The sequence below is a fragment of the Rhizobium sp. P1_E6 genome, from assembly GCF_056405875.1.
Window position 1 is genome coordinate 36,259 of record NZ_JBFUBG010000008.1, and the last position, 14,176, is coordinate 50,434.

Consider the following 14,176-nt stretch of genomic DNA (forward strand, 5'->3'; position numbering starts at 1 on the left):
CCCGCCCGGTTTACCCGACAAAGGAGAGGTTATTCYGCAGCGACGCTCATATGGTCGTCCTTGTCCTGCGGATGATTGTCGTTGTGCTGGACGAGCGGACGGTTGCCCGTCATCCGGCGCAGGAGCACGTAGAACACCGGCGTCATGAAGATGCCGAAGAAGGTGACGCCAATCATGCCCGAGAACACCGCGACACCCATGGCGGCGCGCATTTCCGAACCCGCGCCGGTCGAGGTGACGAGCGGCACGACGCCCATGATGAAGGCCATGGAGGTCATGAGGATCGGCCGAAGACGCATGCGGCTGGCCTCGATCGCGGCTTCACGCGGCGTCCTGCCTTCGAACTCCAGTTCGCGGGCAAATTCCACGATGAGGATCGCGTTCTTGGCCGATAGACCGACAAGCACCACTAGGCCGATCTGCGTGAAGATGTTGTTATCTCCACCGGTGAGCCAGACGCCGGTCAAGGCGGCTAGAACACCCATCGGCACGATCATGATGATCGCAAGCGGCAGTGTCAGGCTTTCATACTGGGCAGCGAGCACCAGGAAGACGAGCAGCAGGGCGAGCGGGAAGACGACGATGCTGGAGTTACCGGCAAGGATCTGCTGATAGGTCAGATCCGTCCACTCGAACTCGATGCCCGCAGGCAGCGTCTCGTCCAGGATCTTCTCGATCGCTGCCTGCGCCTGCCCGGACGAGAAGCCCGGTGCCGGACCGCCGTTGATATCGGCAGCGAGGAAGCCGTTATAGCGGTTGGCACGCTCCGGACCGGTGCTTGCATCCACCTTCAGGAGAGCTGCAAGCGGGATCATCTGGCCCGATGCCGAGCGGACCTTCAACTGGCCGATATCTTCCGGCTGGGCGCGGAACTTTGCATCGGCCTGCACGCGGACGCTGTAGGTGCGACCGAAGGCGTTGAAGTCATTCACATAGAGCGAACCGAGATAGATCTGCAGCGTCTGGAAGACGTCGGTGACGGAGACTCCGAGCTGCTCGGCCTTGGCGCGGTCGAGGTCGGCATAGAGCTGCGGCACGTTAATCTGGAAGCTGGAGAACAGCCCCGCAAGTTCCGGCGTCTGATAGGCCTTGGCAAGCACCGCCTTCGTGGCTTCATCAAGCGCCTGGTTGCCCAGACCCGCACGATCCTCGATCTGCAGCTTGAAACCGCCCGTCGTGCCGAGGCCGTTGACCGGCGGCGGCGGGAACATGGCGATGAAGGCATCCTGGATGACGCCGAACTTCTGGTTCAGGGCCATCGCGATCGCCCCGCCCGAAAGGTCGGGCGTCTTGCGCTCATCGAAATCCTTCAGCGTCACGAAGACGATGCCGGCATTGGACGAGTTGGTGAAGCCGTTGATCGACAGGCCCGGGAAGGCGATGGCGTTGGCAACACCCGGCTGGGCCAGGGCGATATCGGTCATGCGCTTGATAACGTCTTCCGTGCGGTCGAGGCTTGCGGCATCCGGCAACTGGGCAAAGCCGATCAGATACTGCTTGTCCTGCGACGGCACGAAGCCGCCCGGAACCGTATTGAAGATACTGTAGGTCGCACCAACAAGCACAAGATAGATCACCATGACGATGCTCTTGCGCGATACCAGACCGCCGACGCCCTTGCCGTAATAGTTCGAACCGGCACCGAAGGCGCGGTTGAAGCCACGGAAGAACCAGCCGAAGATCGCATCCATGAACCGCGTCAGCCAGTCCTTGGGCGCATGGTGACCCTTCAGGAGAAGAGCGGCAAGCGCCGGAGACAGCGTCAGCGAGTTGAAGGCGGAGATGACGGTCGAGATTGCGATCGTCAGCGCGAACTGGCGATAGAACTGACCCGACAAGCCCGAGATGAAGGCGAGCGGCACGAAGACCGCAACAAGAACCAGCGCGATCGCGACGATCGGGCCGGATACTTCCTTCATGGCCTTGTAGGTCGCAGCCCGGGGACTGAGGCCGCTTTCAATGTTGCGTTCGACGTTTTCGACGACGACGATCGCATCATCCACGACGATACCGATCGCCAGCACGAGACCGAAGAGGCTGAGTGCGTTGATCGAGAAGCCGAACATATACATGACCGCGAACGTACCGATGATCGATACAGGAACGGCGATCAGCGGGATGATCGATGCGCGCCATGTCTGCAGGAACAGGATGACGACGAGAACGACGAGCGCGATCGCTTCCAGCAGCGTGTCGATGACCTTCTCGATGGAGGCGCGAACGAACTTCGTCGTATCGTAGACGATCTCGTACTTCACGCCTGTTGGCATGGCGAGTTGCAGTTCGTCCATGGTGGCGCGAACATTGTCGGCAATCTCGATTGCATTCGAACCCGGGGCCTGGAGAACGGCGACGGCGACAGCCGGCTTGCCGTCGAGCAGCGAACGCAGCGTATAGTCGGCGGCACCGAGTTCGATCCGGGCAACGTCGCGCAGACGGGTGATCTCGCCATTGGCGCCCGTCTTGACGATGATGTTGCCGAATTCCTCGGGCGTACGCAGACGGCCCTGGGCGTTCACGTTGAGCTGAAGGTCGACGCCCGGCTGGCTCGGCGAAGCGCCGATGATGCCGGCGGCGGCCTGAACGTTCTGCGAGCTGATCGCATTGCTGATGTCGCTGGCGGCAAGATTATGCTCGGCAGCCTTCTGCGGATCGATCCAAACGCGCATCGAATAATCGCCGGCACCGAAAACCTGCACCTGGCCGACACCGGCGATACGGGCGAGCCGGTCCTTGACGTTCAGTGTCGCGTAGTTGCGCAGATAGGTGATGTCATGGCTGTTCCCGTCGGAGACGAGATTGACGACCATGATGAAGTCCGGCGAGCTCTTGACGGTGGTGATGCCGAGTGCACGAACTTCCGCCGGCAGACGGGGTTCTGCCTGCGAAACGCGGTTCTGAACCAGCTGCTGCGCCTTGTCCGGGTCGGTGCCGAGCTTGAAGGTCACGGTAACGTTCAAGGCGCCGTCCGACGTCGCCTGGCTGGACATATAGAGCATGCCCTCGACGCCGTTGATCTGCTCTTCGAGCGGCGTCGCAACAGTTTCGGCGATGACCGACGGGTTTGCGCCGGGATAGGTGGCGTGCACGACGATCGACGGCGGCACGACCTCGGGATATTCGGAGATCGGCAGCGCCTGGAGGCCGATGAGGCCGGCGACCACGATGAGGACCGAAAGAACACCGGCAAACACCGGGCGGTCGATAAAGAATCTGGATATGTTCATTTTAGAGCCCTCTCCGGGGTGAACATGGATGCAAAGTCCCTCTCCGGTGGCCTGAAAAGCCCACCGGCAGGTCATGTCTTTTAGGGTAGCGGCCTCCTCCCCGAGGGAAGGAGGCTCAGATCTTACTGAGCGGTCGCGACTTTCTCTTCCATCTGAGGCGCAACGACTGCACCCGGACGGATACGCTGCAGGCCGTTGACGACGATCTTGTCGCCGACCGCAAGGCCGTCTTCAACCACGCGCTGACCGTCGAACAGCGAACCGAGCTTGATCTGCCGGTAACTGACCTTGTTCTCACCGTCGACGACGAAGACGAACTTCTTGTCCTGGTCGGTACCGACGGCGCGGTCATTGATGACGATCTTGTTCTCGGCCTTCGGCTGGCCCATGCGCACCCGTACGAACTGGCCGGGGATCAGCCTGCCGCCGGGATTGTCGAAGACTGCCCGCACTGCAATGGTACCGCTTGCGGCGTCGACTTCGTTATCGACGAGCTGCAGCTTGCCCTTGATCGGCGTCCCGTCATCGGCAAGCGTGCCGATCTCGACCGGGATCTGCTCGACGGCCTGCAGTGCCGCGCCGGTTTCCGGAAGCTCGGAGAGCGCCTTCGTGACCATCTCTTCGCTCGCATTGAAGCTTGCATAGATCGGATCGACAGAGACAAGCGTCGTCAGCTCAGGAGAAGCCGAGCCGGCCGCGACAATATTGCCGACCGTGACCTCGATCTTGCCGATACGGCCGGAAACCGGCGCTTGAACCTGCGTATAATCGAGATCGAGCTGCGCGGACTGGAGAGCCGCCTGTGCCGAACGCAGGCTTGCCTGGGCTTCAGCTAGCGTGCTCTGGCGTTGGTCGAGGTCGCTCTGCGAAATCGTCCGGTTATCTGAAAGACGGTGGCCGCGGTCGAGTTCCGTCTGCGCCAGGCTGACCTTGGCTTCGGCCGAAGCGACCTGACCCTGCGCTTGGGAGACGGCCGCCTGATAGGGAGCAGGATCGATGGCGAAAAGCAGATCGCCCTGCTTGACCAAAGCGCCCTCACGGAAATGCACTGATTGAATGGCGCCCCCGACGCGGGGACGGATCTGCACACGGTCGATGGCTTCCAGACGACCGGAGAAATTCTCCCAGTTCGTCACATCACTGCTGGCGACGACGGCAACCGTCACCGGCACGGCGGGAGCCTGCGCAGGTTCGGAGGCGGCCGTGGCGGTTGCACTCATCGGCAATTCGAAAAAGATGGCAGCGGCCGAAACGGACGCAGCAACACCCAGACCGGCGCCCACTAGGGCCCAGCGCTTATTTCTGGACGTCATTGGTACTCTCCTTGCGGCCCTGAATGGCCGTAAAAAATCAGTTCGTCTTCAATGCAATTGTGGCTCAACGCTCACGTCCTGAAGGAAATCTCCGAAATGGCGGCTGACGTTGCCCTGCCACGTGGGAGTTCCCTCAGATTTCCCGCCGTAAATGGATGGCCAACCTGTCCCGGCGGGAAGAACATGCTGGCGCACACCAACGCCTGCCTTCTTCAGGCGAGCGGCGTAACCGATGGTTTCGTCGTGCAGCGGATCGTCCTCCGCCGTAAAAATCAGTGCCGGTGCAACACCTGATATACGCGAACACAGGCAAGGCGCAGCATAAGGGTGGCAGCCGCCGCCGCTCAAATAATGGCTCCAGCCTTCCGTCCAGCGCTGGCGCATGCCGATCTTTTCCGCCTTGCGGATCGAGGACGTACCCATAAAAGGATCGAGAAGCGGAGAAAGCAGGATCTGGCCGTCGAGCGCATCCGGCATCTGGTCACGCGCCTTGAGCGCAACACCGGCAGCGACATTGCCACCCGCCTCTTCGCCGGCGACGAAAAGCAGCGACTTGCGGTCGCCGAGGCCGGCCTTCTTGAGGGCGAGATAGGAAAAGATCGAGAAGGAAACTTCGAGCGCCTTCGGAAAGACATTGCCCGAAAGCGTGCTGTAATCTGCGCAAACAACGATCGCGCCTGCCTTGGCGAGGCTGCTTGCGATCGGGCGGTCGGCCTTCGGATCGCTATCGAGAAATGCCCCGCCATGCAGGTAGAGCACGATCGGCGGACCCTTGCCAAAATCAGCGCCCATATAGACGCGCGCAGAAACGGGGCCTGCGGCCACCTTTTCCAGCACCATGTCTTTGATCTCGGGCACCATCGTCTCTATCTCTTCGCTGCTTAGCGATGGACGGACAACGCCCGCCTCTTGCATTTTGAACTAAAAAGATATTGTTATTCAAATCGGGGAATAAGAAGCGATATCGCGATAACACTATTCCAAATCCCGAACAATGTTGCAACGCAAACTGCGGAATTGAACCGATGGATCAGCTCTCGGCAATGCGCGTCTTCATCCGCGTGGTGGAGACGGGCAATTTCACCCGCGCCGCCGACATGCTCGCCATGCCCAAGGCGACGGTGACCAATCTCATTCAGGGCCTGGAAGCGCATCTGCGCACCAAGCTCCTCAACCGCACAACGCGCCGGGTCATGGTGACGACGGACGGTGCCCTCTATTATGAACGCGCCGCACAGATCATTTCCGAACTGGAGGAACTGGACGGCAGTCTTTCAAATTCCCAAAGCCTGCCGACGGGACGGTTGCGGGTAGAGATGGCCGGCGCCTTTGCCGACTCCATCATCGTGCCAGCGCTTTGCGATTTCTACCTGCGTTATCCCGATATCCGCATCGACCTCGGCGTCGGCGACCGCACCGTCGACTATCTCGCCGAAAACGTCGACTGCGCGCTGCGTGCCGGTACGCCCGCCGACCAGTCGCTGATTGCAAGACGCGTTTCGGAGATCGAAATGATCACCTGTGTCGCACCCCTCTACGTCGAGAAATTCGGACTGCCACAGCGGCCGGAAGAACTTGAAACGGAACATTATTCCGTCAATTATTTCCGAGCTCAGAACAATCGCACGGTGCCTTTCGAGTTTCGCAAGGACAATGAGGTTGTCGAGGTAAATCCGCGATACATCGTCTCCGTCAACGACAGCCGCACCTACATGACAGCGGCACTCGCCGGCCTCGGCCTCGCCCAGATCCCGATCTTCATGGCGCGTGGACCGCTCGCAAACGGCGAACTGGTTCAAACCTTGACGGAATGGACCCGCGAGTCGCTGCCGCTCTACGTCGTCTATCCGCCGAACCGGCACCTCAGCAACAAGGTCCGCGTCTTCGTCGACTGGCTGGTGAAACTGCTGGCGGATGCGAATCTCAACGCCCGTTGAAAAACTCACCCACAAAAAGAAAGCGGCCCGTGATGGGAGGGATAACCATCACGGGCCTTGATCTGATGTCTGAAACTGAAGGCCTGTCGCGCGCAGGGAAGGCGCGGCAGGCCCTGGAGTGGAGGTCAGGAGGCTGGCGGCAATCTGCCGTCCACCTCCGTCTAAGCTGATATAGGTGCGCTTAGCCGGATAGTAAGGGGCAGCGCCCAAGAGATCGTTCACAACTTTGCGACAGCCGGTTATCTCTTGATAGCAGGCTTCAGCAGATCCTCGATGCCGATGCGGCGGAAGAGTTCCGCACGGACACGATCGGCGACGCCATTGACGATCTCCGCACCGTCTTCCGTTGGATCGATATGGGTGCGGAACGGCCGCTTGCCGAAGGGCATATTCACCACATCGACGATGGCGGTCGCGACGGAGTCGGCATCCGCATCGGCAGGTTCGAGAGAGGCGAGGCCATTCAGCGCCTGTTCCGGCAGCCCTTTGTAGGGACCGTCGTCATATTCGGCGGCGCGAGCCTTATCGGCCGGCGAGCCGGAATGGGCGAAGTGGTTCGTGCCCTTGGTGAAGGCGCCGGGAACGATGATTGCCGTTTCGATGCCCCAGCGGGTCAGTTCACTCGCATAGGAGACGGCAAGCGAGTCCATCGCCGCCTTGGCTGCGAAATAGGGAGCAAGGTACGGAGGCGTGCCGCCGCGGGTGCTCGAGGAGGAAACCCAGACAACCAGGCCTTTGCCCTGCTTGCGCAGGTGCGGAAGCACAGCGCGGTTCACCCGCTGGGTCGACAGCACGTTGATATCGAAAAGCTCGGCATATTGCTCCGGCGTGAAGGCTTCGGCCGGGCCGAAGGACATATGGCCGGCATTGTGGATGATCGTATCGATATGGCCTTCGGCAGCGATCACCCTGGCGACGCCGGCTTCGACGGAGGCATTGGAGGTGACATCCAGTTCGACGGCTTTCAGTTCTACGCCGTTTTCCTTCGAGAAGGCTTCGACTGCCTCGACCTGCGGCCTGTTGCGGCCTTCGGTTTCGCGCATCGAGGCATAGACAGTGTAGCCGGCCTTGGCGAGCGCGCGGGCAGTAAGGGCGCCGAAACCACTGGAAGCGCCGGTGATGACGATGACTTGCTTGCTCATGATCCTGTTCCTTCTGGAAGAATTGGGTTGCTTGAAAGAATACGGGGAAGAGCGTGGCGGCGCGCCGCCACGAAACCTGTCTCAGACCATGCCGCCATTGGCGCGCAGCACCTGACCGTTGACCCAGGCGCCATCGGGCCCGGCGAGGAAGGCAACGACAGCAGCGATATCCTCTGGCGTACCGAGACGTTCGAGCGGGTTTGCCTTTGCAAGGCGGTCGATCAGCTCGTCGGACTTGCCGTTGAGGAAGAGATCAGTGCCTGTCGGGCCGGGAGCGACCGAATTGACGGTGATCTGGCGGCCGCGCATCTCCTTGGAAAGGATGGCGCTCATCGTTTCGACGGCCGCCTTCGTAGCGGCGTAGACGCTGTAGGTCTCCGGCTTCAGCCCGACGACCGAGCTCGAGAAGTTGATGACCCGGCCACCGTCACGCAGGCGCTTGGCGGCCTCGCGCAGGGTGTTGAACGTGCCCTTGAGGTTGACGCTGATCTGGCGGTCGAACGTGGCGTCATCGACATCGGCAAGACGGGAAAGCAGCATGATGCCGGCATTGTTGACGAGCACGTCGACACCGCCGAAAGCGGCCTCTGCGGCATCGAACATGCGGCGCACCGCGTCCGCATCGGCGACGTCGGCCTGTGCCGTCAGCGCCTTGCCGCCGGCCTTTTCGATCTTCTGGGCCAGTTCTTCAGCAAGAGCTGCATTGCCCGAGTAGTTGATGACGACGGTAAAACCGTCCTTTGCGAGACGTTCAGCGATCGAAGCTCCGATGCCGCGGGAAGCGCCGGTAACGAGAGCGACCTTGTTTTGATTGGCAGACATTTTTCTTTTCCTTTGCTTCGGCGCCGCAGCGCCCCTTCGATGAGAAGAAGATGCCCCTTTCTATCGCACGGATAATCAGCCATTATTCGGCATCACTATCCGGGAAATACGAACAAATAAAATGGACAGATTCGATGCCATGCGGGTTTTCTCCCGCGTCGTGGAGCGCCGCAGCTTCACGCTTGCGGCCGAAGATACCGGCCTGCCGCGCTCGACGGTGACGGATGCGGTCAAGCAGTTGGAGGCCCGCCTCGGCGCGCGCCTGCTTCAGCGCACCACGCGCCACGTTAGCCCGACGCTCGACGGCGAAGCCTATTACCAACGCTGCCTGTCGATCCTCGCCGATATCGAAGATGCCGAAGGCGCCTTCGCCGGCGCCAAGCCGAAAGGCCTGCTGCGGGTCGACGTCCACGGCACGCTTGCAAGGCATTTCGTGTTGCCGAGCCTGCCCTCCTTTCTGGAAACCTATCCAGACATCGAATTTTACATGAGTGAGGGTGACCGGCTGGTGGATCTGGTGCGCGAAGGCATCGACTGTGTGCTGCGCGTCGGCACTCCGCAGGACAGCGACATGGTTGCGCGTCGCGTCGCCATGCTCGACGAGGTCACCCTCGCCTCACCGTCCTATATCGCCGCTTTCGGCACGCCCGACCATCCCGACAGGCTGGACGCGCACCGCATGGTCGGCTTCCGCGCATCCGGCAGCGCAGGCCCGCTGCCCCTGGAATTCATCGTCAACGGCAGTGTCCGCAATATCAGCATTCCCGCGACTGTGACCGTCAATGCCGCGGAAAGCTACATTTCCGCTGCCCGCATGGGCCTCGGCATGATCCAGATCCCGCGCTACCACGCCGAACAGGATCTTGCCGCCGACACTCTTGTTGAGGTGCTCGCCGATTTTCCGCCCACGCAGACACCGGTCTCGCTGCTCTACCCGCGCAATCGCCAGCTTTCGCCGCGCGTACGCGTCTTCATCGACTGGCTGGTCAAGGTCTTCGCTCGACAAAACCCCGAAAACGCGGTTCACTCATATTAGCATTTTCGGAGAAAGAAATATGGCAGTTAGCGATATCATCGTCTACCAGACGGATGAGGGCTTCGTCGTCGAATTCGGTGGCGAGGGGGAGGACAGGATCGCAGTCACACTGCGCAATGCCTCCGATCTCACACATGACAATGCTATCGCAAGGGCGAAGGCACTTCTCACCTCCGCATTCGAGCCTGCTCACGGCGACGGCGCCCGCAACAAGGATGCGGCATTGCTCGAAGAAGAACTCCAGGAAGGTCTCGAGGACTCGTTTCCCGCAAGCGATCCTGTTTCCGTCACCGTTTCCTCCATCCCGATGCGCGACCCGAAGGCCGGTCACAAGATGTGAGCATCAAGAGGCTGTCCTCGGTCAGACCTGTGTCGAGATGATATTGTCGACCCGGACCTGGCCGCGCACGACGCCGCGCTCGGTGATGTCGGTGCTCGGCGCTTCCTCGATAACGGTGTAGAGTTTCTCGTTGCGAAAGGCGCTCGCCATCTTCGTCGACTTGTCCTCTGCCGGCGAACCGTCGATTTCCAGAAAATCGAGCTCAGCCTCCGCCGCCACGACACGTGCATCGCCGGACGTCAGCGCGGCGACGACGACCTCTCCGTGGGAAGGTGCGAGATCCCAGTGGGGGTCATCAGGGGCAGCGGCCGGCACCAGCCGATAAAGCTTGAGACCGTCCATGTTCCATCTCCTTGCTATTGTTGGCTTGCATCCGAAACGCCGGCCGGCGAACCATTGTTCCGGGTGGCGGATCGGCAAAGGGGATGATATCGGCAATTCCCATGACGACAGAAATGATTGACGGCACGATCGGCGCCGGCCCGCTTGCCGGGGAGAGCCTGCGCCATTTCTTCGAACGCGATGCGATCGAGGTCGCCCGCGACCTGCTCGGCTGCCACCTCACGGTCAACGATACGGGCGGGCGGATCACCGAGACGGAGGCCTATTATCCAGACGACGAAGCCTCTCACAGTTTCCGCGGCCCGACGAAGCGCAACGGCGCCATGTATGGCCATCCCGGCAACGTCTATATCTACCGCATCTACGGCATGTATTGGTGCCTGAACTTCGTCTGCACACCGGGTTCGGCAGTGCTGATCCGCGCGCTGGAGCCGGAAATCGGCCTGTTCGGGATGATCGAGCGACGTGGGACCGATGTCCTGACCCAGCTCTGCAGCGGCCCCGGCAAGCTCTGCCAGGCGCTTGATGTCGACATAACCATCAACGACCGGATGCTCGACCATCCGCCCTACGCGATCTCACCGTCTGCGCCCGTCCCCATCGTCTCCGGCAAACGTATCGGCATAACGAAAAATGCCGAAGCACCGTGGCGCTTCGGCATTCAGGGATCGCGATATCTGAGCAAGCCGTTTCGTTAGAGCAATTGCAGCAAAGTTTGCAGCGGTTTTGCGTCCGGAATTGCGTGAAACCGAGAGCTCTGGACGAAGGCGTGCAAACTCATTCCATGACGGCACTGTGGTCGATTGCCGGCGCGGCCCTCGGCTTGCGCAGCAGCAGCACCAGCGGCATGACGGCAAGCGACATCAGCATCAGCAGTTTGAAGTCATCCATATAGGCGATGATGGTCGACTGCAGCGTGATGACGTCGTTGAGCGCCGCGCGGCCGACCGCCGTCAGTGGGCTGAGGCCTTGTGCCGCCGTGGCATTGAAAGCGTGGTTGAACGGCGTCACATAGGCGGCGATCGACTCATGATTGCTCTGCGTATTCTCGACGATCAGCGCCGCGACGATGGAGATGCCGACCGAGGAGCCGATGTTTCGCGACAGATTGTAGAGGCCGGTTCCGTCGCCGCGCATCTGGGCCGGCAGCGTCGCAAAGGCGATCGTCGTCAGCGGCACGAAGAGGAAGCCGAGGCCCGCCCCTTGGATGAAGCCGACCGACACGATCGTCCACTGCGAGACGTCAGGCGTCCAGCCGGTCATGTCGTACATCGCCCAGGCCGTCAGGCCGAGGCCGAGCAGCAGCAGCCAGCGCGTATCTACCTTGCCGATCAGCCGACCGACGATGAACATGCAGAGCATGGTACCGAGGCCCCGCGGTCCCATAACGATGCCCGCGGTGATGACCGGATAGCCCATCAATGTCTGCAGATAGGGCGTCATCAGCGCCAACGAGGCGAGATAGGTGATGCCGATCACGAAGATGAAGATCATGCTGACGGTGAAATTCTGGTCGAGGAACAGCCGCGGATTGACGAAGGATTTTTCCGCCGTCAGCGTGTGCACCAGGAGCAGGTAGAAGGCGGCAGCACAGATGATCGCCTCGACCACGATCTCCCCGGAGGAGAACCAGTCGAGCTGTTCGCCGCGGTCGAGAAAAAGCTGCAGCGAGGCGATGAACAGGCTCATCATCCCGAAGCCGAACCAGTCCAGCTTGGCGAGCACATCCCTCTTCGTCTCCGAGACGAAAATGACAATGCCGGCAAAGGCGAGCGCGCCGATCGGAATGTTGATGTAAAAGACCCAGCGCCAGCTGATATTGTCCGTCAGCCAGCCGCCGATGACAGGACCCAGAACCGGCCCGACCATGACCGAGACGCCGAAGAGGGCCATGGCCGAGCCGCGCTCCTCGACTGTATAGATGTCGAGAAGGATGCCTTGGGAAAGTGGGACCAGCGAAGCGCCGAACAGGCCCTGCAGCAGGCGGAAGGCGACAATCTGTGGCAGCGACTGCGCCAGACCGCAAAGGATCGAGGCGATGACGAAACCGACGATCGCAGTCAGCAGCACGCGCTTGCGGCCGAACTTGGCAGCAAGGAAACCCGACGGCGGCGTCATGATCGCGGCCGCGACGATGTAGGAGGTCAAAACCCAGTTGATCTGGTCGGCGGAAGCCGAAACACTGCCCTGGATATAGGGCAGCGCCACGTTGGCGATCGTCGTATCCAGCGCCTGCATGATGACGGCCAGGATGACGCAGGCCGTGATCGCGCCGCGATTGGCAACCGGGGTTGCCGGTGATGCAGGAGCAGTACTCATGGCCGTTACTCGGGGCTCTTGCCGTGGCCCAGAAGGTTGTTGACGAAATCAGGCAGGCCGCGCGCATGGCCGGTATCGACGTCGACGACTGTGCTCATGCCGACGCGGAGCGGCGGCTTGCCCTGAGAATCGTCGATGCTGACGCGCATCGGGATGCGCTGCACGACCTTTACCCAGTTGCCGGTCGTATTCTGTGCCGGCAGCAGCGAGAAGGAGGAGCCCGACGCCGGGCTGATGCTCTCGACCTTCCCCTTCCACATCACGCCCGGATAGGTATCGACGTAGATATCGACCGACTGGCCGGGCTTGACGTAAGTGAGCTCGGTTTCCTTCGGGCTTGCGGCGATCCATAGATGCGAGGTCGAAACCAGTGAGAAGGCCTGCTGCGAAGCCTGGAGGTAGGAGCCGACCTGCAGCGCGTTCACGTTGGTGACGATACCGTCGAAAGGCGCCTTGACGACGCTGTGGTCCAGCTCGCGCTGGGCGTTGTCGACCTGAGACTTGGCCTGCAGGTAAAGCGGATTTTCCTCGACCGGCTGGTCGGCATTGCCGCCGAGCTGGGCAAGCGTCGTTGCGGCTTCCGCCTTGGCGACGGAAACCTTCTGCTGCGCGGCCTCGAGATTGTGCTTGGCTTCATCATAGGCCGACTGCGTCGCGCTGCCATTGTTGACGAGATTTTGCTGCCGGTCGAACTGATCCTGATAATAGGGCAGATCGGCTTGCGCCTGCGTGATCTCGGCAAGCGACTGCTGGTAGCTGGCCTTGAGGTTCATGATCTGATTGCGCTGCGCTCCAAGCTGCGCCTTGTCGCCATCGAGCGCGATCTTGAAGGAATCCGGTCGCAGGCTGAAGAGCACCTGACCGGCCTTGACCTGCTCGTTCTCATGCACGTTGATTTGCTCGACAAGGCCGGAAACATCGGTCGTGATGCCCACCATGTCCGCCTGGAGATAGGCGTTGTCGGTCGACATGATCTGACCGCCATTGACATAGTAGTAGCCACCGACGGCGAGCGCCACAGGCAGTAGGGCAAAGAGGACGGGTCGGGTGAAGCTGCGCCGGCGGCGGACCTTGTTGCCGCCAGGCGCAGCCACCGCGGCAGCCGCGGGCGCTGAATTGGATGAAGGCGCCTCAGCCACCGTTTCCGGTTGTTGGGGAATTTCTTTTTCTTCGACAGGGTTCTTGGCGTTCGCGTCGGACACGACACGCAGGGGGGATTGGTCAGCCATGTTTCGTCTCATTATCGGCGACCGGAGACCGGCACGCCTGCACCAGGTTCGTCTTCATTATGGATAGGGTGTGGAAAAGCTGCTCGCGCTGTTCGGGCGTGACGCTTTCCAACGCTTCGCCGCGCGTCACGTCGCCGATCTCACGCATTTCGGCGAGAATCGGATGAGCTTCCTCACGCATGTAAAGCAGCCAGATACGCCGGTCCGTGGGATGCTGACGGCGTTCGACCAGACCGCGCTCGGCAAGCTTGTCGAGGATGCGGACCAGCGTAATCGGCTCGATTTCGAGGATTTCGGCAAGCCCGCTCTGATGGATGCCCTCATTGTTGGCGAGATAGGCAAGCGTCTGCCACTGAGACCGCGTCAGCCCAAGGTCCTTTGCGCGCTGCTCGAACCGCTTGCGAAGCAGGCGGGCAACGTCGTGCAGAAGAAAACCGAGTGTTGGATTGTTGGTCATATACCTTCGCCG

Annotated in this window: 13 protein-coding genes; 4 read left to right on the forward strand and 9 right to left on the reverse strand. The window is 61.0% G+C overall.

What is annotated here, in order from left to right; all coding sequences use genetic code 11:
* Positions 1-29: 29 nt before the first annotated feature.
* The 3 genes from AC1D35_RS06870 to AC1D35_RS06880 form a co-directional block, all read right to left on the reverse strand.
* On the reverse strand, positions 30-3,227 hold the full coding sequence (locus AC1D35_RS06870; RefSeq protein ID WP_113311248.1) for a multidrug efflux RND transporter permease subunit: 3,198 nt from the start codon (positions 3,225-3,227) through the stop codon (positions 30-32).
* Between the two features lie 122 nt (positions 3,228-3,349).
* A complete protein-coding gene (locus AC1D35_RS06875) occupies positions 3,350-4,540 on the reverse strand; it encodes an efflux RND transporter periplasmic adaptor subunit (protein WP_113311247.1) in 1,191 nt (396 codons plus the stop codon).
* A 48-nt stretch (positions 4,541-4,588) separates the two neighbouring features.
* A complete protein-coding gene (locus tag AC1D35_RS06880; RefSeq protein WP_113299805.1) occupies positions 4,589-5,401 on the reverse strand; it encodes an alpha/beta hydrolase in 813 nt (270 codons plus the stop codon).
* Between the two features lie 164 nt (positions 5,402-5,565).
* Between AC1D35_RS06880 and AC1D35_RS06885 the strand changes: the two genes are divergently transcribed.
* On the forward strand, positions 5,566-6,477 hold the full coding sequence (locus AC1D35_RS06885) for a LysR family transcriptional regulator (protein WP_113311246.1): 912 nt from the start codon (positions 5,566-5,568) through the stop codon (positions 6,475-6,477).
* Between the two features lie 239 nt (positions 6,478-6,716).
* Here AC1D35_RS06885 and AC1D35_RS06890 read toward each other — a convergent pair whose 3' ends face one another.
* Both AC1D35_RS06890 and AC1D35_RS06895 read right to left on the reverse strand, forming a co-directional pair.
* Positions 6,717-7,619 carry an SDR family oxidoreductase gene (locus AC1D35_RS06890; protein WP_113311245.1) on the reverse strand — a complete coding sequence of 301 codons (903 nt, stop codon included), beginning with the start codon at positions 7,617-7,619 and terminating at the stop codon, positions 6,717-6,719.
* Between the two features lie 81 nt (positions 7,620-7,700).
* A complete protein-coding gene (locus tag AC1D35_RS06895) occupies positions 7,701-8,441 on the reverse strand; it encodes an SDR family oxidoreductase (protein ID WP_113299808.1) in 741 nt (246 codons plus the stop codon).
* A gap of 121 nt (positions 8,442-8,562) precedes the next feature.
* Here AC1D35_RS06895 and AC1D35_RS06900 point away from each other — a divergent pair, with 121 nt between their 5' ends.
* Complete coding sequence (locus AC1D35_RS06900; protein WP_113311244.1) at positions 8,563-9,477, forward strand: LysR family transcriptional regulator; 915 nt, start codon at positions 8,563-8,565, stop codon at positions 9,475-9,477.
* Positions 9,478-9,496: 19 nt separating this feature from the next.
* Positions 9,497-9,817, forward strand: coding sequence for a hypothetical protein (locus tag AC1D35_RS06905; RefSeq protein WP_113311243.1), 321 nt, complete (start codon positions 9,497-9,499; stop codon positions 9,815-9,817).
* Positions 9,818-9,838: 21 nt separating this feature from the next.
* Here AC1D35_RS06905 and AC1D35_RS06910 read toward each other — a convergent pair whose 3' ends face one another.
* On the reverse strand, positions 9,839-10,159 hold the full coding sequence (locus tag AC1D35_RS06910; RefSeq protein ID WP_113299811.1) for a hypothetical protein: 321 nt from the start codon (positions 10,157-10,159) through the stop codon (positions 9,839-9,841).
* A gap of 83 nt (positions 10,160-10,242) precedes the next feature.
* Between AC1D35_RS06910 and AC1D35_RS06915 the strand changes: the two genes are divergently transcribed.
* On the forward strand, positions 10,243-10,857 hold the full coding sequence (locus AC1D35_RS06915; RefSeq protein WP_113311242.1) for a DNA-3-methyladenine glycosylase: 615 nt from the start codon (positions 10,243-10,245) through the stop codon (positions 10,855-10,857).
* Positions 10,858-10,936: 79 nt separating this feature from the next.
* Here AC1D35_RS06915 and AC1D35_RS06920 read toward each other — a convergent pair whose 3' ends face one another.
* The 3 genes from AC1D35_RS06920 to AC1D35_RS06930 are packed head-to-tail and all read right to left on the reverse strand — an operon-like array spanning position 10,937 to position 14,164.
* Entirely contained in the window at positions 10,937-12,478 is a 1,542-nt protein-coding gene (locus AC1D35_RS06920; RefSeq protein ID WP_113311241.1) for a DHA2 family efflux MFS transporter permease subunit, read from the reverse strand.
* Positions 12,479-12,483: 5 nt separating this feature from the next.
* The gene (locus AC1D35_RS06925; protein ID WP_113299814.1) at positions 12,484-13,707 is read right to left on the reverse strand and encodes an HlyD family secretion protein; all 1,224 of its coding nucleotides are present in this window, start codon (positions 13,705-13,707) and stop codon (positions 12,484-12,486) included.
* Positions 13,700-14,164, reverse strand: coding sequence for a MarR family transcriptional regulator (locus AC1D35_RS06930; RefSeq protein ID WP_113299815.1), 465 nt, complete (start codon positions 14,162-14,164; stop codon positions 13,700-13,702). The genes AC1D35_RS06925 and AC1D35_RS06930 overlap by 8 nt, the downstream gene beginning before the upstream one ends.
* Positions 14,165-14,176: the final 12 nt, after the last annotated feature.

Bases quoted from the DNA above. Each gene is read 5' to 3' on its own strand.
- AC1D35_RS06875 (WP_113311247.1), bottom strand. From the start codon at position 4,540: ATGACGTCCAGAAATAAGCGCTGGGCCCTAGTGGGCGCCGGTCTGGGT.
- AC1D35_RS06880 (WP_113299805.1), bottom strand. From the start codon at position 5,401: ATGGTGCCCGAGATCAAAGACATGGTGCTGGAAAAGGTGGCCGCAGGC.
- AC1D35_RS06885 (WP_113311246.1), top strand. From the start codon at position 5,566: ATGGATCAGCTCTCGGCAATGCGCGTCTTCATCCGCGTGGTGGAGACG.
- AC1D35_RS06890 (WP_113311245.1), bottom strand. From the start codon at position 7,619: ATGAGCAAGCAAGTCATCGTCATCACCGGCGCTTCCAGTGGTTTCGGC.
- AC1D35_RS06895 (WP_113299808.1), bottom strand. From the start codon at position 8,441: ATGTCTGCCAATCAAAACAAGGTCGCTCTCGTTACCGGCGCTTCCCGC.
- AC1D35_RS06900 (WP_113311244.1), top strand. From the start codon at position 8,563: ATGGACAGATTCGATGCCATGCGGGTTTTCTCCCGCGTCGTGGAGCGC.
- AC1D35_RS06905 (WP_113311243.1), top strand. From the start codon at position 9,497: ATGGCAGTTAGCGATATCATCGTCTACCAGACGGATGAGGGCTTCGTC.
- AC1D35_RS06910 (WP_113299811.1), bottom strand. From the start codon at position 10,159: ATGGACGGTCTCAAGCTTTATCGGCTGGTGCCGGCCGCTGCCCCTGAT.
- AC1D35_RS06915 (WP_113311242.1), top strand. From the start codon at position 10,243: ATGATATCGGCAATTCCCATGACGACAGAAATGATTGACGGCACGATC.
- AC1D35_RS06920 (WP_113311241.1), bottom strand. From the start codon at position 12,478: ATGAGTACTGCTCCTGCATCACCGGCAACCCCGGTTGCCAATCGCGGC.
- AC1D35_RS06925 (WP_113299814.1), bottom strand. From the start codon at position 13,707: ATGGCTGACCAATCCCCCCTGCGTGTCGTGTCCGACGCGAACGCCAAG.
- AC1D35_RS06930 (WP_113299815.1), bottom strand. From the start codon at position 14,164: ATGACCAACAATCCAACACTCGGTTTTCTTCTGCACGACGTTGCCCGC.